At 68.7% G+C, this 24,766-nt stretch carries 22 protein-coding genes; 15 read left to right on the plus strand and 7 right to left on the minus strand.

The features are described from left to right. Nucleotides 1–70 precede the first annotated feature (70 nt). The gene (locus tag VZL07_RS02995; protein ID WP_426753809.1) at nucleotides 71–514 is read right to left on the minus strand and encodes a methyltransferase family protein; all 444 of its coding nucleotides are present in this window, start codon (nucleotides 512–514) and stop codon (nucleotides 71–73) included. A 109-nt stretch (nucleotides 515–623) separates the two neighbouring features. Here VZL07_RS02995 and VZL07_RS03000 point away from each other — a divergent pair, with 109 nt between their 5' ends. The 3 genes from VZL07_RS03000 (at nucleotide 624) to VZL07_RS03010 (ending at nucleotide 4,082) form a co-directional block, all read left to right on the plus strand. Further along, nucleotides 624–1,184, plus strand: a complete 561-nt coding sequence (locus VZL07_RS03000) for a TetR/AcrR family transcriptional regulator (protein ID WP_426753810.1) — start codon at nucleotides 624–626, stop codon at nucleotides 1,182–1,184. 124 nt (nucleotides 1,185–1,308) lie between these two features. Next, the gene (locus VZL07_RS03005) at nucleotides 1,309–2,061 is read left to right on the plus strand and encodes a dienelactone hydrolase family protein (protein WP_426753811.1); all 753 of its coding nucleotides are present in this window, start codon (nucleotides 1,309–1,311) and stop codon (nucleotides 2,059–2,061) included. A 170-nt stretch (nucleotides 2,062–2,231) separates the two neighbouring features. Beyond that, complete coding sequence (locus tag VZL07_RS03010; RefSeq protein WP_426753812.1) at nucleotides 2,232–4,082, plus strand: hypothetical protein; 1,851 nt, start codon at nucleotides 2,232–2,234, stop codon at nucleotides 4,080–4,082. Nucleotides 4,083–4,180: 98 nt separating this feature from the next. On the opposite strand, the gene VZL07_RS03015 is transcribed toward VZL07_RS03010, so the two are convergent. Further along, nucleotides 4,181–4,621: a MarR family winged helix-turn-helix transcriptional regulator gene (locus VZL07_RS03015; RefSeq protein WP_426753813.1), complete on the minus strand. Its 441-nt coding sequence runs from the start codon at nucleotides 4,619–4,621 to the stop codon at nucleotides 4,181–4,183. Between the two features lie 63 nt (nucleotides 4,622–4,684). On the opposite strand from VZL07_RS03015, the gene VZL07_RS03020 reads away from it, so the two are divergent. Further along, complete coding sequence (locus VZL07_RS03020; protein WP_426753814.1) at nucleotides 4,685–5,428, plus strand: DUF1428 domain-containing protein; 744 nt, start codon at nucleotides 4,685–4,687, stop codon at nucleotides 5,426–5,428. Beyond that, nucleotides 5,425–5,808: a VOC family protein gene (locus VZL07_RS03025; RefSeq protein ID WP_426753815.1), complete on the plus strand. Its 384-nt coding sequence runs from the start codon at nucleotides 5,425–5,427 to the stop codon at nucleotides 5,806–5,808. Before VZL07_RS03020 ends, VZL07_RS03025 begins: the two co-directional genes overlap by 4 nt. Before the next feature lie 91 nt (nucleotides 5,809–5,899). Here the strand turns inward: VZL07_RS03025 and VZL07_RS03030 are convergent, their stop codons facing one another. From VZL07_RS03030 to mtgA, 3 genes are all read right to left on the minus strand, one after another. Beyond that, nucleotides 5,900–6,409 (minus strand): hypothetical protein, encoded by a 510-nt coding sequence (locus VZL07_RS03030; protein ID WP_426753816.1) that lies wholly within the window; start codon nucleotides 6,407–6,409, stop codon nucleotides 5,900–5,902. Between the two features lie 202 nt (nucleotides 6,410–6,611). After that, nucleotides 6,612–7,787, minus strand: coding sequence for a hypothetical protein (locus VZL07_RS03035; RefSeq protein WP_426753817.1), 1,176 nt, complete (start codon nucleotides 7,785–7,787; stop codon nucleotides 6,612–6,614). Between the two features lie 373 nt (nucleotides 7,788–8,160). Continuing rightward, the gene (gene mtgA, locus VZL07_RS03040; RefSeq protein ID WP_426753818.1) at nucleotides 8,161–9,060 is read right to left on the minus strand and encodes a monofunctional biosynthetic peptidoglycan transglycosylase; all 900 of its coding nucleotides are present in this window, start codon (nucleotides 9,058–9,060) and stop codon (nucleotides 8,161–8,163) included. A 274-nt stretch (nucleotides 9,061–9,334) separates the two neighbouring features. On the opposite strand from mtgA, the gene VZL07_RS03045 reads away from it, so the two are divergent. After that, entirely contained in the window at nucleotides 9,335–9,856 is a 522-nt protein-coding gene (locus VZL07_RS03045) for a hypothetical protein (protein WP_426753819.1), read from the plus strand. 76 nt (nucleotides 9,857–9,932) lie between these two features. Then, nucleotides 9,933–10,916: a siderophore ABC transporter substrate-binding protein gene (locus tag VZL07_RS03050; protein WP_426753820.1), complete on the plus strand. Its 984-nt coding sequence runs from the start codon at nucleotides 9,933–9,935 to the stop codon at nucleotides 10,914–10,916. Nucleotides 10,917–10,971: 55 nt separating this feature from the next. On the opposite strand, the gene VZL07_RS03055 is transcribed toward VZL07_RS03050, so the two are convergent. Next, nucleotides 10,972–12,033 carry a ferritin-like domain-containing protein gene (locus tag VZL07_RS03055; protein WP_426757224.1) on the minus strand — a complete coding sequence of 354 codons (1,062 nt, stop codon included), beginning with the start codon at nucleotides 12,031–12,033 and terminating at the stop codon, nucleotides 10,972–10,974. Nucleotides 12,034–12,330: 297 nt separating this feature from the next. On the opposite strand from VZL07_RS03055, the gene VZL07_RS03060 reads away from it, so the two are divergent. The 8 genes from VZL07_RS03060 (at nucleotide 12,331) to VZL07_RS03095 (ending at nucleotide 21,756) form a co-directional block, all read left to right on the plus strand. Then, a complete protein-coding gene (locus VZL07_RS03060; protein ID WP_426753821.1) occupies nucleotides 12,331–13,179 on the plus strand; it encodes an FAD binding domain-containing protein in 849 nt (282 codons plus the stop codon). Then, complete coding sequence (locus VZL07_RS03065) at nucleotides 13,172–13,642, plus strand: (2Fe-2S)-binding protein (protein WP_426753822.1); 471 nt, start codon at nucleotides 13,172–13,174, stop codon at nucleotides 13,640–13,642. Before VZL07_RS03060 ends, VZL07_RS03065 begins: the two co-directional genes overlap by 8 nt. Next, complete coding sequence (locus VZL07_RS03070) at nucleotides 13,639–15,960, plus strand: xanthine dehydrogenase family protein molybdopterin-binding subunit (RefSeq protein WP_426753823.1); 2,322 nt, start codon at nucleotides 13,639–13,641, stop codon at nucleotides 15,958–15,960. Before VZL07_RS03065 ends, VZL07_RS03070 begins: the two co-directional genes overlap by 4 nt. 95 nt (nucleotides 15,961–16,055) lie before the next feature. Continuing rightward, entirely contained in the window at nucleotides 16,056–17,537 is a 1,482-nt protein-coding gene (locus tag VZL07_RS03075) for a DUF1570 domain-containing protein (protein ID WP_426753824.1), read from the plus strand. 212 nt (nucleotides 17,538–17,749) lie between these two features. Continuing rightward, nucleotides 17,750–18,487 carry an endonuclease/exonuclease/phosphatase family protein gene (locus tag VZL07_RS03080; protein ID WP_426753825.1) on the plus strand — a complete coding sequence of 246 codons (738 nt, stop codon included), beginning with the start codon at nucleotides 17,750–17,752 and terminating at the stop codon, nucleotides 18,485–18,487. Between the two features lie 413 nt (nucleotides 18,488–18,900). Further along, nucleotides 18,901–20,028: a hypothetical protein gene (locus tag VZL07_RS03085; protein WP_426753826.1), complete on the plus strand. Its 1,128-nt coding sequence runs from the start codon at nucleotides 18,901–18,903 to the stop codon at nucleotides 20,026–20,028. A gap of 209 nt (nucleotides 20,029–20,237) precedes the next feature. Then, on the plus strand, nucleotides 20,238–20,996 hold the full coding sequence (locus tag VZL07_RS03090; RefSeq protein ID WP_426753827.1) for a 2OG-Fe(II) oxygenase: 759 nt from the start codon (nucleotides 20,238–20,240) through the stop codon (nucleotides 20,994–20,996). Nucleotides 20,997–21,006: 10 nt separating this feature from the next. After that, nucleotides 21,007–21,756 carry an ATP-grasp domain-containing protein gene (locus VZL07_RS03095; RefSeq protein WP_426753828.1) on the plus strand — a complete coding sequence of 250 codons (750 nt, stop codon included), beginning with the start codon at nucleotides 21,007–21,009 and terminating at the stop codon, nucleotides 21,754–21,756. A 105-nt stretch (nucleotides 21,757–21,861) separates the two neighbouring features. Here VZL07_RS03095 and VZL07_RS03100 read toward each other — a convergent pair whose 3' ends face one another. Beyond that, on the minus strand, nucleotides 21,862–24,747 hold the full coding sequence (locus VZL07_RS03100) for a YncE family protein (RefSeq protein WP_426753829.1): 2,886 nt from the start codon (nucleotides 24,745–24,747) through the stop codon (nucleotides 21,862–21,864). Between the last annotated feature and the right edge of the window lie 19 nt (nucleotides 24,748–24,766).

A 24,766-nucleotide genomic window follows, 5' to 3' on the forward strand; every position in this document is an offset into this window, starting at 1 on the left:
GTCCGGTTTGCCTGATGGTGAGTCGGACCTGCCGGGCCTCCGTCAAGGGGGCCCGGCCTGCTGTCACGCGTCAGAGCCACCGTCGGGTGCGCCGCGCATATTGCAGGTATGCTTCGCCAAACCGGGCGCGCATCATGTCTTCCTCGAACGCAATGTACCAGCGATCGGAAATGACGAGATAGGCCGCCACACAGAGCATCGCAGGCCCTGAGCCAAGAAAGACGGCGAGGCCCGCGAGTGCCACGGAGAAGCCCAGGTACATAGGGTTGCGCGTGAAGCGGAACAGTCCGTCCGTGACCAGACGGTCCGGCTGGCGGAAGGTGTAGATATTGGTGCGAACCCGCGCGAACTGGGCCCGAGCCGCAATGGTGACGACAAGGCCCAGCAGAATCAGCAGCAAACCCAGCCACTGGAACGCGGGAGGCACCAGCTCCGGGCCGGGAAGAAATCTGTCGAAGCCCACCATCAATGCGGCCAGGATGAGCGCGAGACGCGGAGGAAGGAGTCTTTGCATGCCTCGCAATGTAGAAACCGCGACTGCCGCACGAAACTCGCGTTCGAGGCGCTCCGGGAGGAGCCCCGAGCCCCCTCGGAAAGAGCCTCGCCAGGGACGCTCGATGCACATGGTCGACACCATCCTGGAGGCAGCGGCTCGCGTTTTCGACCGGCATGGCTATGAGGGCGCCAACACCAACCGAGTCGCGGAGCGAGCCGGCGTCAGTGTGGGGTCCGTCTACCAGTACTTCCCAAACAAGAACGCTCTCCTGACCGCGCTGCATGAACGGCACTACCTGCAAATGCAGGCCGTCGTGGACCGTGCGCTGGATGCGGCGCAAGGCCGGACGCTGCGCGAGGCCATCGAAGACATCGTGACGGCGGCGCTTGCGCTTCACCGGGCCGAGCCTCGCCTGCAGCGAATCCTTCATGTGGAGTACCCGTACTTCGAGAAGCCCGCTGGCGCGAGCCGCTCAGCGCGGCGCCTGTTCGAGCGCTCCAAGGCCCTGCTCGAGGCACACCGCGCGCAACTGGGCCGTGACGACCTTGAGCTCGCGACCCACATGGTGCTGCGAATGGTCGAATCGTTGGTGCACGCGGCGGTGCTGGACCCTCCCGTCGCGGACGCAGGGGCGCTCGAGGCAGCCATCGCCGACGCCGTGGAGGGCTATCTGAAGCTCCGACGCTGAGCCACACGATGCTGGCTCATGGAACTCAATTAGTTCACCGTGCCTGCAACCCCATGGACGGCTATCCAACGCGCAACTCAATAACTAGAGTACTCAACTCCCCACTGGTTGGAGCGGAGTTGCCATGCCGACATTGCAACGCATGTTGTTGGGTTGGGTCCTGCTCTTCGCGCAGGGCGCATGGGCCGCGCAGGGGCAGATTCTGGCGCGCCCCAGGACGACGGTGCCGGGCATCAACTACGGCTACTGGGAGTACCTGCCGCAGGATTACGACGACCATTCCGAGGCGAGCTATCCGCTGGTGATCTTCCTGGGCGGGCTGGGACAGGAGGGGGATGGCACGGCCTCGGCAACGGGCCTGGAGAAGCTGATGGGCGTCACGGCACCGCCCCGGCTCATCCGGGACGGACGGCACTTCCCCTTCATCCTCATCTCGCCGCAGCGGTTCAATGCCTGGTGGGGCAGTGGGGAGATCGACGCCATCATCGAGTTCGCCAAGAGCCGCTATCGCGTCGACGCGAACCGCATCTACCTGACGGGGCTCTCGGCAGGAGCCAACGTCGCCTGGACGTACGCGGTGAACCATCCGCACAAGGTCGCGGCCATCGTCCCCATCGCGGGGAATGGCAATGCGCTCCCCATCTGCAACATGTGGAACGTCCCTGTGTGGGCATTCCATGGCACGGCGGATACGACGGTGTCTCCGTATGGCTCCATCGAGCCGGTCAACAAGCTGAACACCGTCTGCAATCCGGCGGCGAGCCCACCGGCGCAGCTCACGCTGTATCCGGGCGTGGGGCATGACTCCTGGTCCCGGACCTACAGTGGCTCCGCGGGCCATGACATCTACACGTGGATGCTGAGCCACTCGCTCTGACGTTTCGTCAGGGAATCTGGGCCTCGGGCGACTCCTGCGTGGACGCAGTTCCACGCTGAAGCTGCCAGTGTCCGTGACCGAGGTCCTCCCGTAGCGCCTCCATCTCCCTCGGCATGTCGCCCGAGGTGCCCGTTGACCTGACGCTGGAAACGGGCGAGTGCTCGCCCCGTATGAGTCACCCCGACACCGGCATCCCGGCACCGAAGGCACCCTCGGAGCGCCCTGGCCCGGTCGCGCTCGTCGCATCGTCTCCCGTTGCGCCGGTCAGGCCCTGGTGGAAGACGCCGCGCACCGCGGACCTGGCTGCCGGCGTCGGCGCCAGCGCGCTCTTCGTCGGCGCCTGGTTGCTCATCAATGGGTATCAGTTCGGGACGATGGACCACGCCATCCACCTGCCCTACGTCCTGCGGGCGCAGGCGCCGGACTTCCTTCAGGGAGACCCGCTCGTCGAGGCAGGCAGCCACCACCCCTCGCTGCTGTGGGCGGGGCTCGCGTGGGTGACGAAGTGGCTGCCGCTCGAGCCGCTGTACTTCGTCCTGCACCTCGCCTCGGTGCTGGGACTCTTCTGGGGTACGGCGTGCCTGGCGCGGGCCCTCTACCCTGGGAGGCTGGGCCGGTGGGCTGCCGCGCTCGCTCCGGCGGTCATGGTGGTGCCGAAGCTGACGCTCACGTGGATTCCCACCTTCGATAATCATCTGCTCAACCGGACCCTCGCGCTCGGGCCTGAGCTCGTGGCCCTGGCGCTGGCCGCATCGGGCCGCTTCCCGGCGGCCTTCCTGCTGACCGGAGCCGTGTTCATCCTGCACCCCACGACGGCCAGCCATACCGCGTTGCTCATCTGGTTCGCCGCGCTCGTCGACCGCCGCCACCACCGGGCCCTGCTCACCGGCCCGCTGTGCTTCCTGCTCAGCGCGTCACCGCTGCTCGTGCAGATGCTCCTGCGGGGCAGCCATGGCGGGGTGCCCTTTCCCGCGCCGGAAGACTGGATGCACCTCAACCGGCTCCAGCTCTTCTTCCACCACTTCCCGTCGACCTGGATGTTCGCGGACCACTGGGAGCGGTTGGCGCCGCTCATGTTCATCCTGGGCGCGTGGCATGCCCGGGCGCTGCCACGGGCGGCGGCCGGCTTCCTCCTGGGCACGCTCATCGCCTGCGTGGCGGGCTGGGTGGGCCTGGAGTGGCTGCGGCATCCCGCCGCGCTGCACCTTCACCTGCAGCAGGCCTCCCGGCTGATGAACTTCGTGGTGGCCATCTGCGGCGCGGCGTGGGTGGCGAAGACGTGGACCTGGCCGCTGCGCCGGCCACCCTTCGCGGCGCTGGCGCTGCTCTCCTACGTGCTGGACTTCAACCTCCCCATCATCGTCCTGGGCCTGCTCGACGTGGCGCTCGGGCGCCGACAGGAGCGCGACGTCGCCAGCCCATCCCGATGGGCCCCCTCGGCGGCGGTGCTCGGCATCGTGGCCAGCGTGTGGGTCGCAGCGCAGGTGCTCGGGCTGTCCGTGCCGCCGGTACAGCTCCGCTTCGACACGCTGCCAGGGAGCCGGGTCATGGCCTGGTCCCGCGAACACCTGCCGGAGGATGCCGTGGTGGCCATTCCTCCGTACTTCACGCATGCCCTGATTTCCTACCGCTACGGCGCCCGGCGCCAGGTGCTTGGCACCTACAAGGACGGCTCCGAGGTCAGCTTCAGCATGACGTTCCTCCGCCAGTGGCAAGAGCGCATGGAGGCGCTCTGTGGCTGCCAGCCATTCGACGTGGCTCCGGGCACGCCCGAGCTCCTGGCCTGGTTCTCCAGTCAGGAAGCCGTCCTTTCGGGCTACCGGACCGCGGATGCCGCCCGCTTCCGCGAGCTGGCCCGCCGCTTCGGCGCCACCCATGCGGTGGTGGAGCGCTCACCGCAGCATGAGGGGCACCGCCCGCCACCCTCGGGGTTGGAGCAGGTCGCGGTGGTACAGCCAGCGCTGCCGCTGCTGTATCAAGACGATGAGTTCTCGGTGTACCGGATTGCCCCCGCGCCCTGAGTGAGCGCGGGGAGGCGGCGCCCCCCAAGCGGAGACAGCCCCCGACAGCGGGCGTCAGCGCCGCGCGAGCCGTGCGAGGCGAGCGCAGCCCTGGGCCGTTACAGCAGGGCGCGCAGGCCGGCCCGGAGCGCGTCGACATCAATCTGTTCCAGCAGCCGCTCGGTCTCCGCGTTCATGCGCTCCCAGAGGGGCACCGCGGACTGAAGGAGCTGGAGTCCCGCGTCCGTCAGTATCAGCAGCTTCCCGCGGCGGTCGGCCGGGTCGACCGCGGTCTTCACCAGCCCGCGCCTTTCGAGCGGCTTCAGGTTGGCGGTGACGGTGGTCCGGTCCATCGCCAGGAGCTCCGCGACTGGCCCGATGGACGGAGGCTGGGGGCGATTGAGCGACATCAGCAGCGAGAACTGTCCGTGCGTGAGGCCCACGGGGCGCAGAGCGTCATCGAAGCGTCGCGCCAGCGCGCGGGAGGCCTGCTGGACCACCAGGCACAGGCAGTGGTCTCGGACGTGAAGCGTCGTGGCGAATGGAACGGGCCGGGACATTGACATGGCTCAATATGTTGATATCAACCTTTCGTCAACGCAGAGGTCTTCAGGAGAGATGCCATGCCCTACATCGATGGATTCGTGGCCGCGGTGCCCGCGGCGAACAAGGAGGCCTACCGCCAGTCCGCGCTCGACGCCGCGCCGCTTTACAAGGAGTTCGGTGCGACGCGCCTCATCGAAAACTGGGGCGATGAGGTCCCGGAAGGCAAGGTCACGGACCTCCGGCGCGCGGTGAAGGCCGAGCCCGGGGAGGTCATCGTCTTCTCCTGGATTGAATACCCCAGCAAGGCCGTGCGCGACGTGGCGAACGAGAAGGCGATGAACGACCCGCGGATGCAGTCAATGGGCGCGCAGATGCCTTTCGATGGGAAGCGGATGATCTACGGCGGTTTCGTGCCCAGCCTCCATGGGCGTGGACAGGAATCGACGGGCTATATCGATGGGTCGCTCGTGCCGGTTCCGACCGGGAACAAGGACGCCTACCACGCCCTGGCGTCCACGCTCGCGGAGGTGCTGCTGGAGCATGGCGCCCTGCGCGTCGTCGACGCCTGGGGTGACGACGTCCCCGACGGCAAAATCACGGACTTCAAGGGCGCGGTGAAGGCCGCCGGAGACGAGCAGGTCGTCTTCGCCTGGATTGAGTGGCCCTCGAAGGCGGCGCGCGACGCGGGGTGGCAGAAGGCCATGTCCGACCCGCGCATGCACCCGGCCAAGGTTCCCTACGACGAGGGGCGCAGGGCTTTCGGTGGCTTCGTACCGCTCGTGGATGAGAAGGCCGACAGCGTCACGAGCGCATCGTCATGATCGACCACACAGGCATCGGCGTGGCGGACATGGCCCGCTCCGCCGCCTTCTACGATGCCGCGCTGGGGGCGCTCGGCCTCCGCCGGGCCATGCAGCTTCCCGAAAACGTGGGGACCGACGGCATCGGCTATGGGAGCGACTACCCTGTCTTCTGGATCGACCGTTATCACCCGCCTGGCGTGAAGCAGCACACGGCGTTCGCGGCGAAGAGCCGCGCCGAGGTCGATGCTTTCTACGCTGCCGCCTTGAAGGCTGGTGGACGCGACAATGGCCCGCCCGGAATCCGTCCGACGTCCGAGGGAAACCCGCCGGGCTACTATGCCGCCTTCGTGCTCGATCCTGACGGCAACAACATCGAGGCGGTCTTCCGCGAGCGCTGAGCGTGCCGCCCATGCCATGACAGGCCCATCGCCGGTCGCGGCAGCACCCCGCCGTTGCGCGCCATGACAGGCAGCCGCACCTCGACCAGAGTCAGTCCTGGTATGCGTAGGACAGGCGGGGCTCGTGAGGCCGTGCGCGGCCCATGAGGTAGACATCGTTACCGGCCCCCCGTGCCTCATCGACGGTGTTGAGCACGAACCCGGGGGGCTCGGGGACGCCGTCATCGAACCAGCGCAGCAACAATTCGTGGGCGAATTCCATCAGGAGCAATGGAGCAGCCACTGGGTCAGCGAGCGCTCGTGACGGCGCTGGCCAGTCGAGGGCACGCAATGCCCGCTCCACCGAAGCATCCGGATTGGGGAAGCGTTGGCAGTCGGCCACCCATTCGGCCCAATCGCCTTCAAGCAGCGCCACTGCGTAAGCCCCCGGTAGAATGACTTCATAGCGCACGTCGACGATGCCCGGCGTGCGCCAGTGCTGGTTGAAGTTCATGGTGCGCACGCGCAACGCGTCCACCGGCACGCGGCGGCCCTCCACGAGGTAGCTCGACGTATGGGACGGCGGCGGAAAGCGGGTCCGCCACGCGTTCTGCTTGTCCATGACGACACGCTGCCGTGGATAGGAGCCCGGTGTCCACCCGGTCTGCCGGATACCGCGCGCGCCTCCGGGCAATCGACACCTGAGGCGCACACCGAAGGCACTTGAAGAACCAAGGGAAAGGAAAAGCCCAGCCCCCGCCAAGGAGTGCTGGGCTTCTCGGCATCGACGAGGAGGGCCCCAAAGCCCGCGGCTCACGGGCGTATCAGGCCCGATGGAAGGACTTGGCGAAGAAGTTCTCGATGCGCGACTTCTCGGGCTCGATGGTGCTCGCGGGCGAGGCCACGCCCGTGGCGCCGGCGAGCGAGGGACGCAGGCCCGCCGCGATGCCCGGCTTGATGTGGTGGCGCAGGTCGACCGCCACGTCGGACTTCAGGTAGGTGCCCAGACCCGCGGCGGCGTTGACGTCCGCGGAGCTCTTGAAGAAGCCATTCTCCAGACCGAACTTTCCGCCCGCCTGGGCCGCCGCGCCCGCCACCGCGCCCGCGGTGACCGAGCCGTGCAGCCGGCCCAGGTGCCCGCCCGCCGTGGCGTACGCGCCCGCCGTGGCGGCCGCGCCCACCTGGCCGGAGACCATCGCCGTGGCCGTCCTCGGGTCCACGGTGGCCACGCCCTCGGCGAAGGCGCTGGCCGAGGCCCTGGCATCGCCCTTGATGTATCCGCCCACGTGCCGGTTGAAGTCGTGGCTGGCGCTCGCCGTGACGCCCAGCCCCGTCTCCGCCTTGCCCGTCAGCGCGGCCGTGTAGGCGTGCTCGTTGCGGTCGAGCGACACACCGGCCTGGGCCTGCGCCTTGAAGGTGTTGACGTCGGCGGTGAGCTGGCCGCTCGTCACGCCCAGCCGGCCCGCGTGCGTCTTCTGCAGCTCGTAGGAGGCGTTGGGCCCGCTCAGCTCGGCCTGGGCCGAGTAGTGGTGCACGCCGCCGCCGCTGTAGCGCGAGGTGGAGGCCTGCATCGAGCCCACGTTGCCACTCAACGTGCCGCCGAAGGTGTCCTTTTGGAAGGGGTTGCCCGGCCTGTCGATGAACATGTGCTGCTGGGCGGCAGCAGGCGGCGTGAGCCTGTTGTCACCGCCGCTCACCATCACATCCGAGGCCTGGCCCGTGGTCTTCTCCCAGGGGCTGTAGGAAGGCTGCCCCTCGGGCATGCCCGGGTGCTTCAGGGGCCTGGGCTCAGCGGCCGTCGGCGCGCTCGCGGTGGGCCGAGCCGCCGCGGGCTGGGTGGACGCCGGCGCGCTCGCCGTTGGCTTGGGCGCCGCGGACTGGGTGGACGTCGAGGCCGGGAGCGTGGAGGCGCGGGCCGGGGGCTTGGGCTTGGACGCCGTGGAGGAGGACGGGAGCGTCGACGAACGGGACAGGGACGAACCGAGGCGGCGGAGGGACATGGGAGGCTCCTCTAAAGTGCGGCGAATGGGGTCAGTGCAGCGATGCCCTGCCCCACCGCACCCGACATGCCATGCCAATGTCGACCGCTGTGGCCAATCCACGCCCGTGGTTTCAAGGGGTTGGCGGGAGGGGGGACTGAGCGCCACGCGAGGCCCCTGGTGACTGCCGTCACCAGGCCGAGGCCGCTGTCATCACCCCGGGGCCATCGCCGGGAGCGGCCGGTGTTGGTGTTGCGCTGGGCGCGGTCTTCGTTCCCACCGAATGGCCAGCCACACTAGGCGGTACGCATCCTTACGAGCACGGGGCCACGGCATCGCGGCGAGCAGCGTCCGGGGCCGCGATTCACGCGCGCCCGGCCAGGGAGCGTTCGGCTCAGCTCCCTGTGCGCAGCCGGGTGATGGCGTCCACCACGGAGGCGGGCGCGGCCGGTTCACCGAAGAAGCGCGAGAGCTCGGCCTGCGCCTCGCGGGCTTGTGCGCCGTTGATGCGGCCTTCGCGCTCCATCCTCCTGACGACGATGCCCGCGCGCGTGCGCAGGGTCTCGGGCTTCTGCGCGGGCAGCCAGCGACGTGGAGCGGGCAGCATGGCCGCGAGCATCGCGCCCTGCGCCACGGTGAGCTCCCGCGCCGAGGTGCCGAAGTGCTCGCGCGCCGCCGCCTCGATGCCGTACACGCCCTCTCCCCACTCCACGACGTTCAGGTACAGCGTGAGGATGTGCTGCTTGGACAGCTGTGCCTCCAGGCGACGGGCGATCAGCAACTCCTTGCCCTTGCGCAGGAGACTTCGGTCCGTGGAGAGGTAGAGGTTCTTGGCCAACTGCTGGGTGAGCGTGGAGGCGCCGCGCCCCAGGCGCGCCTTGCGCACCGACTGTTCGAGGGCATTCTCCACCTCGATCCAGTCCACGCCCTCGTGCTTGTAGAAGCGCGCATCCTCGGAGACCAGCACGGCCTCCACCGCATGCGGCGCCACCGCATCCAACGACACCCACACATGCCGAACACGGGCCTTTTTGCCGGCCTCGAGCGCCTCCTCTGCTCGCTGCGCCATGAGCGCGGTGGTGCGCGGGTGCTGCGTCCGCAGGACGCTGACGTCCGGCAGCCGCGCGTACTCCGCGCTGAGCCAGAGGACGAGCAGCAGCCACCCGCATAGCGCCCAGCGCCCCCACCCCGAGCCAGAGCGTGCCCCCACGACGCGCCGGGCGCCGGATGGGAGCTGCTTCGTCTTCTGCGTCCGGAGAGAAGAGGCTCGCGCGGAGGGCGGACGGGAGGCCATCGGTATCCCCTCATCTGCCCCGGTCGACGGGCACTGTCCAGAAGACGGCCGACGGGGCATCCTGCCCCGATGCTCTCCATTCGGAGCGCGCTCGGCGCGGGAGTCCTCGGGCTGGGCCTGGGTGTGGCCGGGCTTGCGGTGCATCATGTCCAGACGGAGCGGCGCGCCGGGGTCGAGGCACGCGTCGAAGCCCGTCTGGAGCCTGTCCTGACGCCAGCTCCAGGACCCGCACCGCGAGGACTTCCCGTCGTGGCAGCGGACGGGGTCAAGCCAGGTGAGGCCCCCCCGTGGGCACGTGGACGGGGTGGCGCTGCGCTCGCTCCTGCTCCGCCGCCAGTTCGAGGAGCTGACCCAGGCGGTCGAGCAACTCCAGTGGGGGATGGAGGCAAACCCACAGGACGAGCACTGGATGACGGACGGCATGCAGGCGCTCGGCAATGGCTCCCCGGATTCGACAGAGCTCCTCGACGCATGGGTCGTCGCATCGCCGCTGAAGGCGGAGGCGCCGGTCGACGACACGCAACCCGAGGCGCCGGAGGACTTCCGCGCCGTACAGCAGCGGGACTATGCCCTCGCACGCGAGCGGCGCTTCAAGGAAATCCTCCCGCTCTGGGACGCCTTCCTCGCGCGCAATCCCGACCATGGGCTCGCCTACCTCGAGCGCAGCGGGACCCACTTCCACCTGCGCGACCTCAAGGCGGCGCTGGCCGACCTGAAGAAGGCATGTGACCTGGGCGTCAATAAGGGCTGTGCCCGGGCCCGCCACCTGGAGCGCGCCAGGCCCGCGGCCCGCTGAGCCGCAGCCGCCGACACCATCATCCCGCTGTCGGAGACCGGGACGGCGTGGCATATCCGCCCGCACATCCCGGTTTTTGCGTCCCCGATTCGGAGAACTTCGTATGCGCCGTCTTCACCGTCCCCTGGCCGCGGCCCTGGTCGCCTCCAGCCTGGCGACCGCCCTTCCTGCCTCGGCTTTCGACCTGCCGCACGCCTCCGGCACCCTGAGCGTGCCCGCCACGCCGTCCCGCCTCGCGGTGTACGACCTCGGCGTGCTCGACACGCTGAACGCGCTCGGCATCCGTGCCGTGGCCGTGCCGAAGTCCACCTTCCCGGCCACGCTGGCCGCCTACAACAGCAACGGCGTGACGCAGGCCGGCAGCTTGTTCGAGCCGGATGCCAAGGTCCTGGCGGAGGTGAAGCCGGATCTGATCGTGGTGGGCGGTCGCTCGCGGAAGCAGGCCGACGCCCTGAGCGCCATCGCACCGACCGTGAACATGTCGGTTCGCGCGGACCACTTCGTGGAAGACGTGACGGGCCAGACACTGGCGTTGGGCAAGGCCTTCGGAAAGCAGAAGGACGCCGAGAAGCTGGTGAAGACCTTCGAGAAGGCGTCGAAGGACCTGAAGAAGCTGACGCAGGGCAAGACGGCCGTGATGCTGTTCACCGTGAATGGCAACGCCATGGTCCACGCGCCCGGCGACCGCTTCGGCTACCTCCATGAGCTGACGGGCTTCAAGGCGGTGGTCCCGCCGGCGGATGGCAGCAACGATGGCCCGCGCCCGAAAGCCGGTTCGCCCGAGGCCAAGGCCCGTCAGGAGGCCGCAGCGGCCCTGCTGAAGAAAGCCATCGCCGCCGAGCCGGACTGGCTGGTGGTGCTGGACCGCGGCGCCGCGACCGGCGGTGGCGAGAACAAGGCCCGGGAGACGCTGGCCAACCATCCGCAGCTCAGCCAGACCCGTGCCTTCAAGGAAGGCCGTGTGGCCGTGGTCGACGCCCCGAGCTGGTACGTGGTCGGCGGCGGTATCGCGAATGTGACCAGGATCGTCCAGGACCTGACCCGCACCCTGAAGCAGTGAATCCAGGGGGACCGCCTCCTCCAGCGCGGCTTCAGACACCGCCAGGAGGAGGCGGTCAACCTCGCGGTGCGGCCTGCTCGGACGCCACGTCGAGTGCAGGCGCAAGAGGCACGCCCTGGATGTCGATGGAGCCGTGGCGCGCAGCGAGGGCCGACGGTTCGAGCAGCGCCTCCGCCCGAGCCCGCGTCCGCTCGATGCACACCGCCATCAGTCGTCCCAGCTCCGCCTGAGGCAGCACCCCGTTGCGCGCGAGGAAATCCTCGTCGACGCCCGGGATGCGGGGAATCGCGGGCGTCTGCTGCGACTCCAGCTCCGAGAGGGCCTGGCGCAGGGCTTCCTTCGCACTCCGGCCGCCCCGCTCGAGGGCGAAGCCGATGACGTCCCAGGCCAGCTCCGCGTGCCGCCCCTCGTCCTCGGAGATGACCGACAAGGTCTCCCGCACGACGGGGTCCGTTGCCCGAACTGCCCCTTCACCCGCGACCATGGATGCCATTCCCTCGGCCAGGCAGCCGTCGAGCAACGACCCGCGCACCAGCCGGGACCAGGGCTCCCCCGTGGACTTCGGGGAAGGCGAGGCGCTTGCCTGCGTGAGCGCTGGAATCGTTCCCGCCGTCCAGCTCACCCCCGAGTAGGCCCTGGCGAGCGCGAAGCACCGCCTGGCATGACGGACCTCATCCAGCGCCGCCAGGTGGCAATCCTCCAGCAGGTCCGCGGGCGCCCCCAGCGCGGAGAGCTTGAGCGACAACTTCGAGAAGGCGGGAACGGACGCGTGCTCCAAGCCCGCTGAGTACATCCAAACCTCGCCGAGCACCGTTCGCTGCCAGGACGTGAGCCCCGAGACATCCGGGACAGCGTCATCCGCCCAGCCCTCCCCGAGGGCCCGGCGAGCCACGCGCGCCCGCCCCCGCAGGCGAAGCACCCGTCCCTTCGAGTTGTTGCCGGAGAGGAGCGCGAAGAGGCCCCAAGCGATGCCTCCCGTGATCACGGTGCCGGCGAGCGCCATGACCGCGCCGAGAGCACGGCGTCCCGAGGAGTTGCGCTCCTGGAACATGAAGAAGAGCCCCGCGATGAGGAACACAGGTCCCAGGAGGACGACGAGAATCAGGAGTTCAGCCATCACGGGCAGCCCTTTTGAGAATCAGTGGAGGTGTGACCTCCAACCCAATTGCACACATATCGTCGGTGCAATGCACCGCGGATGCCAGCCCTTCGGGTCTTCCGGAGGCCTGTTGAAGGCCCGGGTGTGCAAGGGCCGCCGCGTCAGCGGTACACCTGTGCACGCCGCTGCACGGTGCGTCGATGGCTTGCTCCTGACGGTTTCCAGCGCGAGGGGAGACAGGAGGGGGCCTGTACGGCCGGACGGATAGCCGCACCCCTGCTACACTCCCAGTGAATGGCCCTTGGGGGTGAAGCGATGAGGTACGCGGAGCCGGAGTCCGTCGAGGCGGCGCTGTCGGCCCTCTCCACGCACGAGGACGCCCTCTGCCTGGCGGGCGGCGCGTCGTTGGTGGCGATGATGAACGCGGGCCGCATCGCGCCCGGCATGCTGGTCAGCCTGCACCGCATCCCGGAGCTGTTCCGCATCACGGAGACCGGAGACGGCGTCTGGCTGGGCGCCATGTGCACGCACCGGACAGTCGCGGCCGACACGCGACTGCGTGGGGCCATGGAGGTGGTGCGAGCCGCGGCACGGCAGCTCGCGCATCCGGCCATCCGAAACATGGCCACGCTGGGAGGCTCCATCGGGCTGGCCGACCCACAGACGGAGCTGCCCGTGGCCCTGGTCGCGGCCTCGGCGCTCGCGGAGGTCGCCAGCGCCAATGGCCGGCGCGTCGTCCCCGTCGAGTCGCTCTTCGTGGACAGCCACCGCACCTCCCTCCAACGGGGTGAGCTCGTCACCCGCGTCTTTCTTCCCCAAGGTGCCGAGGGGGCGGTGGGCCACCATCTGCGCTACAGCCGCGTGGCGGCCGACTACCCCACCGTGTCGCTCTCGCTGGTGCTCGACATGGACGGTGACACGTGCCGGCAGGTTCGCATCGTCCTGGGCTCATGCGGGCCCGTGCCACTCCATGTGGATGCGGCGGACCAGCGGCTCGTGGGCACCCGTCTGGAGGCGGAGGACGTGGCCGATGCGGGAGGGCTCCTCGCCCAGGCCGCGGCGCCCATCGACGATGTTCGCGGCTCGGCCGAGTACCGGCGCATGCTGATTCCGCGCCTGCTCGGCCGAGCCCTGTCCCAGGCCCGGGAGCGCGCGCATGTCTGACAAGGTCTCCATCTCACTCACCCTCAACGGCGTGGAGCACGCGCTCAGCGTCGCTCCGGAGCGGACGCTGCTCGACGTGCTGCGCGAGGACCTCCGCGCCACGGGAACCCGGCGCGGCTGTGACGAGGGAAGCTGTGGCGCCTGCATGGTGCTGCTGGACGGCGTTCCCGTGCTCTCATGTCTGTCCCTGGCGGTGACGCTGCCTGGCCGTGCCATCACCACCATCGAGGGCGTCAGGAACGGCACCGAGCTCCACCCGGTACAGCAGGCGCTGGTCCAGCACGGCGCGGTGCAGTGCGGCTTCTGCATGTCGGGCATCGTCCTCGCCGCGAAGGCGCTCCTGGAACGCACGCCTTCGCCCTCGGTGGAGGATGTCCGTCAGGCGCTCGGCAGCAACGTGTGCCGGTGCTCCGGCTATGCGCGCGTCGTGGAGGCGATTGCCTCGCTCGGAGGTCGGCCATGAGCAGTCACCCGAAGCCGGGGCCCATTCCGGAGCCCGTGGGCGAGGTCCTGGGGCAGTCGGTGCCGAAGCCGGATGCACGCGAGAAGGTGACGGGGCGCGCTGTCTACACCGATGACCTGTGCGTCCCCGGCATGTTGCATGGCGCCCTGCTGGGCAGCCCGCATCCCCACGCGCGCATCTTGTCGTATGACACGTCGCGGGCGCGGGCCTTGCCGGGTGTCCGCGCCGTGCTCACGGCGGAGGACCTGCCCGCCAACGATATCGGTCCCGTCATCAAGGACCAGCCGGTGCTCGCGCGAGGCAAGGTGCGCTACGCAGGCGAGCCCGTGGCCGCCGTCGCCGCGGTGGACCTTCCCACCGCGCGCCAGGCGCTCGAGCTCATCGACATCCGGTACGAGGTGCTTCCCGCCGTGTTCGACGCGGAGGAGGCGCTGAGCCCGGACGCCCCCGTGCTGCATCCACCGCGAGGCCCCGGGCATCCCAACGCCGCCTCGCACATCCGGCTCATCGAAGGCCAGCCGGACGCCGCATGGGCACGGTGTCACGTCATCATCGAGGACGTCTACGAGACCCCCGCGCAGCAGCACATCTACCTGGAGCCGTGCTCGACCCTGGCGGAGGTGGACCCCGACAGCGGGAGAATCACCCTCCACACCTCCACGCAGACCGCATTCCGGGTGCAGGCCGTGACCGCGGAAGCGCTGGGCGTGCCCATGTCCAAGGTCCGCGTCCTGGTGCCAAGGGTGGGAGGAGCATTCGGCGGCAAGGTGGAGTCCACCAACCAGCCCATCACCGCGGCGCTGGCGAGGGCCGCGGGAGCGCCGGTGCGGCTGACCTTCTCCCGCACGGACGACATGCGGATGATGCGCTCGCGTCACGGCGCCCGCATCCACATGCGCACGGGGGCGACGCGGGACGGCCGCATCCTCGCCCGTCAGGTGAGAATCTACTTCGACACCGGGGCGTACGCGGATGACGGGCCCTTCGTCGCGAACATCGGGAGCTACTTCGCACGCGGGCCCTACCGCATCCCTCACGTCGACGTGGAGTGCTGGTGTGTCTACACCAACAAGCTCCGCGCGGGAGCGTTCCGGGGGTTCGGCAATCCGCAAATCCACTTCGCCAGCGAGGTGCAGGTGGACCGGCTCGCCGAGGCCTTGGGAATGGACCCCATCGAGCTGCGGCTCCGCAACGCGCTGGAGACTGGCGAGAAGTGGCTGGGAGGCGCCCCCGTCGAGAGCGGGACGCTGCGCGCCTGCCTGGAGCGGGCCCGGGAAGTCTCGGACTGGTCCCGGCGGCGAGAGCGGCCACCCGCGCCCCCCGGAAAGCGCCGCGGCATCGGCGTGGCGGCGGTGAGCCACGTGTCCGGCCTGCTGGGCTCGAGCGCCACCGTCCGGCTCAACGAGGACGGCACCGTCGCCGTGATGACCGGTGCCGTGGATACGGGACAGGGCTCGGACGTGGCGCTCGCGCAGGTCGCGGCGGGCGCGCTGGGGCTGTCCATGGAGCAGCTCCAGTTCAGCCGCCCCGACACGGATACGTCGCCGTATGACTGGTGCTCCGGGGGAACCCGGACGACGTTCACCGTGGGCCACGTCATCACCCGGGCCTGCGAGCAGGTCCGAGCGCAGCTCTTCGAGCACGCCAGCGAGATGCTCCAGCGTCCGGTGCGGCGCCTGGAGCTGAGGCCCGGCGGCTTCATCGGCGTCCGTGACGAGCCTGGAAGGTCCGTCACCTTCGGTGCCATCGCCGCCCGAGCCCTCTACGAGGAAGGAGGGCCCATCATCGCCTCTGCCCGCTACCTGTTTCCCGCCTGGCAGCTCGACACGGACCGGACGCAGGTCGAGGGGCTCCCCTTCATGGGCAATGGCTTCTTCGTGTTCGCGGCGCAGGTGGCCGAGGTCGAGGTCGATGAGCTGACGGGCCACGTCGAGGTGCTGGAGGCATGGAGCGTCCACGACGTGGGCCGGGTCATCAACCCCGCGGCGGCGGAGGGACAGGTCCAGGGAGGCTTCGTCCAGGGGCTGGGCTACGCCCTGACCGAGGAGCTGGTGTGGAAGGAGGGCCACCTCGCCAATCCCACGATGGGGGGCTACAAGGTCCCCGGCGTGCTGGATGTGCCCGTGGCCATCCACCCCGTGCTGCTGGAGCAGCCCTTCGGGCCGGGGCCCTTCGGCGCCAAGGGCGTTGGCGAGGTGGGCCTCGTCGGCGTGGCGCCCGCCATCTGCAATGCCATCCGGCATGCCACGGGCGCCCATGTCCGTCAGCTTCCGGCCACGGGGGAGCGCGTGCTGCGAGCGCTGATGGCAAGAGATTGACGTCCCCGCGCGGTGTCCCCGGCTCCCACCGGAACCTTGAATTGTAACCCGGGGACTCTGTTCAAACACTCTGCGCTCATGCCAGAACGCCGCGCATGCCATCGCGATGCATGCTGTTGTGTCTTTCATTATTGCTCTCCACGGGTTGCGCGACGTCGCGGGCGCTGTGCCCCCAGGAAGGCGGGCGGCCCTGGCACGAGGTCCAGAGCACGCACTTCCGTATCCAGACGAACCTGTCGCCCGAGGCCGCGACCACCACGGCACTGGAGCTGGAGAAGCACCGGCGCGCGCTGCTGCTGGCATGGGGCACGGACTTCGACCCGCCCGGCACGGTGGAGGTCATCCTCCTGCGCAACCTGCATGAGCTCAGTGAGTTCACCCAGGGCCACGCGGCCGGCTTCGCGGGCACCACCGAGCGGGGGCCCCTGCTGGTGATGGGCGGCAACGGGTACCTGCTGGAGGACTCACCAGACCTGCGGATTCAGACGCACGAGCTGGCGCACTACCTGAGCCGCTTCGTGCTGCTTCGCCAGCCCCGCTGGCTGGCGGAGGGGTTGGCGCAGTACCTGGAGACGGCGCACATCAAGCCGAGCACGAACGAGGTGGTGCTGGGCCGTGCGAATGGCTGGAACCTGGGCTACGTGCGCGAGCACGGCTGGCTGGACATCAGCGAGCTGTGGGCCTGGGACCAGAAGGGGCTGATGAGCCAGAGCGAACAGCAGTGGCACTACGCGTCCTCGTGGCTGTGGGTGCACTACCTGTTCAACATCCACCCGGAGCGCATGGAGGACTTCCAACTGCGGCTGGCCCGCGCCGAGGACCCGAAGAAGGCGTGGGAGGCGTCGTTCAAGGGCGTGCAGGACCTTCAGGGCGAGCTGCGTACGTATGTCACGAGCGGGCGGTACAGCGTCCTCACCATGCCGCTGCCGCCAGTGCCGCCACAGGTGGATGTGCGGCCCATGGCGAACGCGGACGTGCACGCCGTCCGGGCGCTGCTGTACCTCCGGTCGCCGGGGGAACGCACCGGGGAGCAACGGCTGGAGAACGCGAAGCGCGAGGTGGCGCAGGGGTTGAAGGAGGAGCCGACGAACGTCAACGCGACGATTCTGGCGACCCTCCTGGGCAAGGACACGGTGCCGATGGAAGCCGTGCGGGCGCTGGTGAAGGCTCACCCTGACAACGGCCGCGCGTGGGATTTGCTGGCGAGCCGACTGGCAGCGGAGGGTGAAGTCAAGGAGGCGGAGGAGGCACGGAAGCGGGCGGCGGAGTTGCTGCCGAACGATGCGAACATCCTGAACAGCCTCGCGTGGCACTACGCCGTGACGCAGGAGCCAGCAAAGGGGCTGTCGGCGGCGCAAAAAGCGGTGGCGCTGTCGCCGGGAAGCTCGTCCATCCTCGACACGTATGCGGCGTTGCTGTTCCAGCTGGACCGGTGCCCGGAGGCGCTGGGAATGCAGCGACGCGCCATGGACATGCTGCACGAGCGAACCCCGGACGCGGCACGTCAGGAGCTGAATCAACGGCTCCAGAGCTACCACGCGAAGTGTGGAGGCACGGCGTCCGCCGTCACGAAGTGAGGTAGCGAGTTGATGGGCTGGCACCCGCTCCGGCAGCGCCTGGAGTGGGTGCCATGCACTGCCGCATTCTCGCCGGACGCCCCCATCCAGGAGCCCAGCGACAAGCGGTGGTGGCTCGCCCCACCCGCCCCGACATTCTCTTGTTTTGCATGAATTGCTAGTTTCTTCGAACACTGCGCCGGGAAGCCCCTGGCGCAAGATTCGAGGGAATCATGCTCAAGCTCTTGTCGTCGGCGGTGCTCAGCCTGCTCGTCTCCCTGGGGCTCCTCCCCTCCTCCCCGTCGGAGGAGCTCGCGGCGCTCGCCGCCACGACGACCACGGTCGCGACCCACAACACCCTGCGCGGGCAGGCGACGTTCAAACCGCTCGCGGACGTCATCGGCTGGCAGGAGGTCAGCACCGCGGAGGGTCACTCGAAGCTCGGGGCGCTCGAGTACTACGACCATTACCGCCCGGGCGAGGAGCGACTCGCCGCACGCAACTCCATCGCCATCTCCTGGCGCAAGAACAAGTACGAGCGGACCGGTGGCGGGTCCCGCCTCACGCACGGCGGTGAGGCGGGTGTGACGCCAGCGCGCTTCGTGAACTGGGTCGTGCTGAAGAACAAGGAGACCGGCGCGAAGCTGGCGTTCATCAACACCCACTACATCTCCGGCGCGTGGAACGGTCAGCACCCCGAGCGCCAGGAGCGCTGGCGGACGCACAACGCCGTGGTGCGCGAGGTCGTCGCGGAGCTGCGCGGCCGGGGCCTGCCCGTCGTCCTGGTGGGCGACTTCAATCGCCAGCTCTCGCAGGACATCCCGGGGATGAACCACCTGCGCACGGCGGGCGTCTCCGGCGTGCCCATCGATCAAATCTACGTCAGCCAGGGTATTGGCACCGGCCCCGCCGAGCGCCTGGAGAAGTACGGCTCCGACCACTTCGCCTACACGGCGACCGTCCGATACTGAGTGGGTGGCCGCTCCGCCCTGGCTGCTTCCCTGCAAGCGCCAGCGGCGTTGGCTGTAGCGACATTGTCAAGGTGCGCGCGCGCCAGCGTTCAAGACACTTGTCCCCTGGTACGAAATCGATAGGCGCGGAAGCGCATGTGCTACGTCGAACCCGCATGCGCTCTCTGCGACGACTCGCGGTTTGTGTCACCGCATTGCTGATGACGGCATGCCCCCGTGCGACGCGCCCGTCTGCCGAGAGATTGCCCCTTGGCAACGACAGCATGCTCCGGGTGCCCCTGGACGAAGCACTGTCGAAGGCACGGCAGGTCCTGGAGAGTCAGGGGCACACCTTCGAAGCGCCCAGGGGCGGTGCATCGCTTCGCACGTCATGGACAGCCCTTCCCGGGCAGCCAGGCTTCATACGCCGTGTGGTGACGGGCCTACGCGTCGAGGAAGGCGTATCCCTGGTCCGTGTCTTCAAGGTGTGGAGCCCGACGGCTTCAGGCCCGGCTCCCGGCAAGGTGCGCTACGAGCGAGACCGTGCGCTCGAACAAGCCCTCACGGCGGCCCTCCCTCCCGACACCGTGGTGGAGCTCGACCAGGGCCGCTTCCCTGTGAATCCTCAGCGAGCGCCGGTGCGTGACGCGAGCTTCTATCTGGAGCGCTGGGCGCTGGAGGGAACGGGCGGGCTCGATGCACACGGGCGCTGCTCGCGCCACATCAAAGGCATGCGGGCGCTCATTCAACCAGGATTCACCCTGCTGGTGGGTGAACAGCTCGGGAGCCAGGAAGCACCCGCGGCGGTCGGCGACCTCGTGTGTGAGGCCGCCGAGGCAGGCCAGGACGTGGCCCTGGGGCTCTCCATTCCCCGGACCGAGCAAGAAAGCGTGGACCGCTATCTCTCCAGCCTTGGTGCACCTGCAGACCAGGACGCGCTGCTGAAAGGCGTCTTCTGGCGCCGCCCCTATCAGGACGGGCGCAGCAGTTGGGCGATCGTGGACCTTCTGGACCGGGTGAGAGCACTGCGGGCCTCGGGCCTGCCCATCACCGTGGTGGCCTTCGATACGGACGGCACGGTGGTGGGCAGCGAACGTGACGCGAAGATGGCGGCCGTCTGGACGGCCCGTCGCGCGGAGCATCAGGACGAGGCCTTCATCGTGCTGGCAGGAAATGCCCACATGCAGATTGCGCGAGGCACCCGCTGGGACGCGCAATTCGAGCCCATGGCCTGGCTGCTCGCGAAATCGGAGCGGCGCCTGACGGCGCTCGACCTCAGCTTCTCGGCAGGGAGGCGGTGGGGTTGCGACCTCACCGCGGGGAGCGAGCTGCAATGCCAGGTCGTCGAGGCGGAACCGTCCGAGCGAGTTGCCGGGACTCCTGGCCAGTCTCCCCACATCCGGCTGTTCTCGTCGTTCTCCTGGGGCTTCCACGGGCTCCTGTATGTGGGGGCACTCTCACCCTCCATGCCAGCGACGTCCTTGGCAGGGCACGCTCCGCCTCCGGAGGACCCGCTGCTTGCGCCCCGCAAGGGCACGCAGCGGCGCGTGAAGCTCTACTGACCCAACCACGGGGGACAATGAGCGCCCCAGCGCGATGGACGAACTGACGGCGCCGCCTGCCTCCACACCTCAGCCGCTCGGGCCCGCTCGGCAGGGCCAACGTGGCTCACGCCCGACTCCCGTCCTCCCTTCAAGCGGAGATAAAGCGCTCGCTGGCGGCTGGCCGGGCGCGCGTCGGCGCTCACGTCTCATTCTGTTATACGGGGCGGGTGAGCGTCGCTTCCCTTGAAGAAGGCCCGCTGCGAGGGCCGAGCTTCTTTCTGAGCCGTACCGCACTCCGTTCGCTCGCGCTTTCCCATCGCGCCAGCTACGGCGCGGCGCGGCCCCACCCCCACGTCGTCATCGATGGATTCCTGGGAGAGCCGCTGGCATCCGGCCTGGCCGACGTCTTCCCCGGCGCAACAGAGGCCAGCTGGAAGCGGCGTGACCACCCGGAGCAGGCTGCACGCCTGGGGCAGCTTCAGCGCAAGGGCTTCGAGGAAGTGCCCGGAGCACTCCGGCACCTGCTCTCGGAGTTCTCCGGGATGGCGTTCATCGACTTCCTGGAGACGCTCACTGGCGTGCAGGGGCTCATCGCGGATCCGCACTTCCGGGGCGCGGGCCTCCACCTCACGTTGCGCGGAGGGCATCTGGCGCTGCATGCCGACTTCAACCGGGATCGCTTTCGTGCGCTCACCCGGCGGCTCACCGTCCTCTACTACCTGAACCCCGGCTGGGAACCCGCCTGGGGTGGTGACCTGGAGCTGTGGAGCGCGGACCTCTCCCGGTGCGAGACGCGCATCGCGCCGCTCCTGGATCGCCTGGTCGTGATGGCTCATGGTGACGACCACTGGCATGGGCACCCCAGTCCCCTGGAGTGCCCCGAGGGACGAGGCCGCGCCGCCGTCGCGGCCTACTTCTACACCGCGGAGGTGTCCCCGGACGCACCCGAGCCCCACAGCGCCATCTGGGCGCCACCGCGCGCATAGAGGCTCGCCCATGATTCGCAGCGCATTCATCCAGGAGTACGGCGCTGGGCGCATGGAGCCTGAGATGAGAGCGCTGCTCGACGAGCTCCTGGCACGCGGCATCCCCGTCGAAACGTTCACGGAGAAGCGCCTCTCCCGGGGGCAACTGCCACTGGCCCGGGACGTGCTGGTCGCGGGCGATGTCCCGACCGTGTTGGGAGCCCTGAGGCAGCTGGGCATCGATGCACCGGAGACGCAGGACTATCCACCGAGCCTGAGCCCCTTCCTCCACCGACGTGTCTGGCGGAGCACCGTCCGGCAACTGACCGCCGATGTCCTCTACGGCTCGGTCCCACCGGTTTTCGCCAAACCCCGTGGACGTCGGAAGCGATTCACCGGCCACGTCTTCGCCCGTGCCGACGACTTGCTCTATCTGGAGCGCGCATCCGCGAGCACGGACATCCTCTGCTCCGAAGTCGTTCGCTGGCTCAGCGAGTACCGGGCCTTCGTCGTGCGTGGCGACATCGTGGGTATTCGCAACTATGGCGGTGACCCGTCCCAGCGCGTGGATGAAGAGTCGGTGCGACAGGCAATCCAGTGCCTGGAGTCAGCAGGTGAAGGCACCGCGGGCTATGCGGTTGATTTCGGAGTGCTCGAGCCGGGCCAGACCGCGCTCGTCGAGTGGAATGACGGATTCTCGCTCGGCGCGTATGGGCTGGAGCGCGGTCCGTATACCGACTTGACGCTGGCCCGATGGCTGGAGCTGACGCAATCCGGATAACGTCCAGACGAAGCCCCGCCCCCGGAGATGCCGGGAGCGAGGCGTGGTGCCCAGACTCGAGCTGGGCGGGTTCCTCGAGGGACGGAGCCCCACCGCGCTCGCCAGCTACCGGCCGTCGAGCCTGCCGTCCAGGTTCCGGTCGAGCGCGATGCGCGTACCGGAGCCCGGGGGCACCGCGGTGAAGGTCACCTCCTGCCCCGGCGTGTTCGCCAGCGCGCGAAGCGCCGCGGTGGAGATGTTCGCGCCACCGTCATCCGGCTTCCACGTCCCTGACGCCCGCTCGTACAGGAAGCCCTTCACCCGGTTCCCCACGGCCGACTTCGCCACCAGGTCGGCCTCATGGGTCGCGCCACCGAGAATCTTCGACACGAACGGCGCTCGGGCACGCGCGATCAGCAGGTCGATGCGCGAGCCGACAGCGGAGGCGTTCGAGGCCGTGAGCGTCACCTGCTGGCCGACAATCGGCGCCAGGTCGGTGTCCGCCGCGAGCATGAAGTCCTCCATCTGCCGACGCTCGGTGTCGTTCCGGAAGCCCACCAGCGGCCCGCCAATGCTCGTGTTGGTGAAGACGATGGCGCTGAAGAAGCGGAACAGGGTGTCCACCGCGCCATCGTGCGTGAAGCCGAAGCCGCGAATCTGGTCTCCCAACTGCCCCGTCTCCGGGTGCGTGAAGAAGCTGCTGTCCGGGAAGCCGAACATGCCGACCTTCGTGTACATGTTCCGCACGTGGGGAATCTTCATGATCTGGCTGATGCCCTCGAAGCTGGCCCGGGTATCGGTGCCGAAGAAGCCCTGTGCACCGTCAATCGCGTGACAGCCATTGCAGTTGAAGCCGTTGTCTTCACCAATGGCGATGCCATCCACCCGGCGGCTGCCGAAGTAGAAATCGCTTCCCGCCTTCTGGGAGGGCGTGAGCGAGTTGTCCAGCCTGCGGATGGGGTTGGGCGGCAATTGCACCTGGAGCTGGAAGGTCGTGAACTTGTCCATCTCCTCCTCGGTGGGCATCGACGCGCGGCCCAGCAGCTCCGGGAACGCCACGATGAAGTTCTTGAAGGACATCTCCTCCCCGCCGGCATCGACACCGAAGAAGCCGTTCGAGCGGTCTCCCCGCCAGTGCATGGCCCCGCCGTTCGTCATGCCGCGCAGGGTCTGCGTCGTCATGGGCCCCTTCATCGGGTGGAACTCGTTCTGTCGCCCCGTGCCGTTGATGGGTGAGCTCGGGTGGCCGGTGAAGGCACGGAAGATGCCAATCTCCAGGTCGCTCGCGAGGCGCATGTTGATGGGGTTGCTCGTCACCGGCGCGTCCGGATTGCCCAGGTCCCAGGCCAGCTCGTCCTTGTCGCCGAAGATGTGGCAGCTGGCGCAGGACGCCTCGCCGTTGGCCGAGGAGAAGTTGGCGTCATACAGGAACGGACGGCCCTGGACGACGGAGGCCGGCTCCGGGTTGTAGAGTGGCACCGAGGACAGCTCGGCCTTGGTGGCCAGGTCGATGACCTTCACCGCGTTGTCGAAGCGGGTCATCACGTAGAGGCGGTTGCGCGCCTCGTCCAGCACCAGGCCGCTGGGGCCACCTCCACTCACGGGGATGTGGTTGGCGCTCGCGGTGCGAGGGTTGAATGCGTTGCTCTCCAGCGCCGCCGTGTCGTAGACGCCAATCTTGCTGGAGCTGAACGCGGCCACATACAGCTTCGTGCCATCCTGGGAGACGACCATCTCCGTCGGCGTGGAGAGGCTGTGGGCCTTCACCGAGGGGTCGAAGCCGGGCTTCCCCGCCAACTTCGAGTAATCGATGTGCTTGTTGAGGTGCCGAGGGAGGACCGCGCCCCCGGAGATGACGGTGATGCGCATCTGCGCGATGTTGCCCTGTACGGTACTGCCACCAAACTCACCGGGTCCCTCGAAGTGGGTCAGGTTGTTGGCCTCGCTGTTGGACGCATACAGCACGCCCGACTTCGGGTTGGTGGCCAGGTTGAAGATGGTGGTGCCCACGCCCGTATAGAAGGCCGTCTCCCGGAGGCTGTCCGCGTCGATGGCGAAGACGTCCTTGTCCGGCAGCCGCAGGCGCACACCATTGTTGAAGTTGCGGCCCAGCGAGTCCTGCCACTGCCCGGCGTCGTTGTTCCACTTGACGATGAGGGCAGCCTCCGGCGCCTTCGCGCCCTGGAAGTTCGTCGCGGGCCCCGGCAGGCCGCCCGGCATGAGGTTGTTGCCGAATGGCGGGGTATCGGGGAAGACGAGGCACAGGTCCCTTTCCTTGAACCCGTCACACACATTCCCCAGGTTGACGGAGGTCGTCTGATTGCCGGACTGGGCAATGGCCGCATAGACAGTCTTCTTGTCCGGACTGGTGGCGAGCCCGCGCGGCGTGTCGCCGAAGAGCGTCACGATGCGCACCGGCGTTCCGCCGAGCGTCGCGCCCAGGGAGGCCGGGTTGAAGACCCAGACGTCCGCGCGTCCTACCCCCGGCGTGGTGAGCTGGGGGTCACCCGCACCGGGGACATTGGCGATGGACGCGTCGGTGCGGTGCTGACCGCGATGCGCCGTGGTGATGAAGGCGTAGCCGTTGGTGCCGGCGAAGACGATGTCGCGCGGCTCGTCGCCCACGAGCAGCGTCCGCACCACGCGCGGCGTGCCGACCAGGCTGACCACGCTGACGCTGTCCGACAGGTGATTGACCACCCAGACTTCCGTGTTGCTGCGCGCGGCGACCGAGACGGGCTCCAGGCCCACGGGGACCTCGGCGATGAGCGAGAGCCCGGCGCTGCTGACCGAGAAGACCTCCAGCCGGTTGTCCGGGGTATTGACGGCGAACAGCCGCGTCCCATCCGGGGAGAGGGCCAGGGGACGCACGTGCGCGCTCTCGAACGTGATGAACGAGGGCGCCTGCGCCGCGGCGGTGAAGGCGGCCAACAACGACACCGCGGCGCACAACGAAACGGCTCGAGCGCGCCAGCGACTCCTGCTCGCGCCCATTTGCTGAGTACCCACCATATGGCTCACCTCACGAGAC

Origin of the sequence: Pseudomyxococcus flavus (genome assembly GCF_050038885.1) — a bacterium.
Lineage (GTDB): Bacteria > Myxococcota > Myxococcia > Myxococcales > Myxococcaceae > Myxococcus > Myxococcus flavus.

Bases quoted from the DNA above. Each gene is read 5' to 3' on its own strand.
- VZL07_RS02995 (WP_426753809.1), bottom strand. From the start codon at position 514: ATGCAAAGACTCCTTCCTCCGCGTCTCGCGCTCATCCTGGCCGCATTG.
- VZL07_RS03000 (WP_426753810.1), top strand. From the start codon at position 624: ATGGTCGACACCATCCTGGAGGCAGCGGCTCGCGTTTTCGACCGGCAT.
- VZL07_RS03005 (WP_426753811.1), top strand. From the start codon at position 1,309: ATGCCGACATTGCAACGCATGTTGTTGGGTTGGGTCCTGCTCTTCGCG.
- VZL07_RS03010 (WP_426753812.1), top strand. From the start codon at position 2,232: ATGAGTCACCCCGACACCGGCATCCCGGCACCGAAGGCACCCTCGGAG.
- VZL07_RS03015 (WP_426753813.1), bottom strand. From the start codon at position 4,621: ATGTCCCGGCCCGTTCCATTCGCCACGACGCTTCACGTCCGAGACCAC.
- VZL07_RS03020 (WP_426753814.1), top strand. From the start codon at position 4,685: ATGCCCTACATCGATGGATTCGTGGCCGCGGTGCCCGCGGCGAACAAG.
- VZL07_RS03025 (WP_426753815.1), top strand. From the start codon at position 5,425: ATGATCGACCACACAGGCATCGGCGTGGCGGACATGGCCCGCTCCGCC.
- VZL07_RS03030 (WP_426753816.1), bottom strand. From the start codon at position 6,409: ATGGACAAGCAGAACGCGTGGCGGACCCGCTTTCCGCCGCCGTCCCAT.
- VZL07_RS03035 (WP_426753817.1), bottom strand. From the start codon at position 7,787: ATGTCCCTCCGCCGCCTCGGTTCGTCCCTGTCCCGTTCGTCGACGCTC.
- mtgA (WP_426753818.1), bottom strand. From the start codon at position 9,060: ATGGCCTCCCGTCCGCCCTCCGCGCGAGCCTCTTCTCTCCGGACGCAG.
- VZL07_RS03055 (WP_426757224.1), bottom strand. From the start codon at position 12,033: ATGGCTGAACTCCTGATTCTCGTCGTCCTCCTGGGACCTGTGTTCCTC.
- VZL07_RS03060 (WP_426753821.1), top strand. From the start codon at position 12,331: ATGAGGTACGCGGAGCCGGAGTCCGTCGAGGCGGCGCTGTCGGCCCTC.
- VZL07_RS03065 (WP_426753822.1), top strand. From the start codon at position 13,172: ATGTCTGACAAGGTCTCCATCTCACTCACCCTCAACGGCGTGGAGCAC.
- VZL07_RS03070 (WP_426753823.1), top strand. From the start codon at position 13,639: ATGAGCAGTCACCCGAAGCCGGGGCCCATTCCGGAGCCCGTGGGCGAG.
- VZL07_RS03075 (WP_426753824.1), top strand. From the start codon at position 16,056: ATGCCATCGCGATGCATGCTGTTGTGTCTTTCATTATTGCTCTCCACG.
- VZL07_RS03080 (WP_426753825.1), top strand. From the start codon at position 17,750: ATGCTCAAGCTCTTGTCGTCGGCGGTGCTCAGCCTGCTCGTCTCCCTG.
- VZL07_RS03095 (WP_426753828.1), top strand. From the start codon at position 21,007: ATGATTCGCAGCGCATTCATCCAGGAGTACGGCGCTGGGCGCATGGAG.
- VZL07_RS03100 (WP_426753829.1), bottom strand. From the start codon at position 24,747: ATGGTGGGTACTCAGCAAATGGGCGCGAGCAGGAGTCGCTGGCGCGCT.